This is a genomic window from Microcoleus sp. PH2017_09_SFU_O_A (assembly GCF_020738625.1).
GTDB lineage: Bacteria > Cyanobacteriota > Cyanobacteriia > Cyanobacteriales > Microcoleaceae > Microcoleus.
On record NZ_JAEQCF010000068.1, the window covers coordinates 1 to 370 of the forward strand.

Here is a 370-nt window from a genome sequence, read left to right on the forward strand (position 1 = left end):
GTTGTCATTGCCGCCAAGTCCGTAGATAGTGTCGTTGCCACCCAGTCCGTTAATCGACTCGGGGATGCTGCTGCCCATGATGAAATCGGCATTGTTACCCCCATTGACAGTTTTTTCGACGGGGTTGGGGGTAATGGTAGCAGGGTCAAGTTGCGGGGCCTTGAGGCTATCAAGCACGCAAGCATCGGAGGTGGGAGTGGGAGTTGGCGCGGGTGTTGGTGTCGGCGCCGGAGTTGGTGTGGGAGTGGGAGTCGGCGCGGGTGTCGGAGTTGGCGCCGGAGTTGGTGTGGGCGTTGGTGTCGGCGCGGGTGTCGGAGTTGGCGCCGGAGTTGGTGTGGGCGTTGGTGTCGGCGCGGGTGTTGGTGTCGGC

At 62.4% G+C, this 370-nt stretch carries 1 pseudogene; it reads right to left on the reverse strand.

The features are described from left to right. Positions 1-370 (reverse strand): annotated as a pseudogene (locus JGK16_RS23310) (hypothetical protein); the annotation flags it as partial.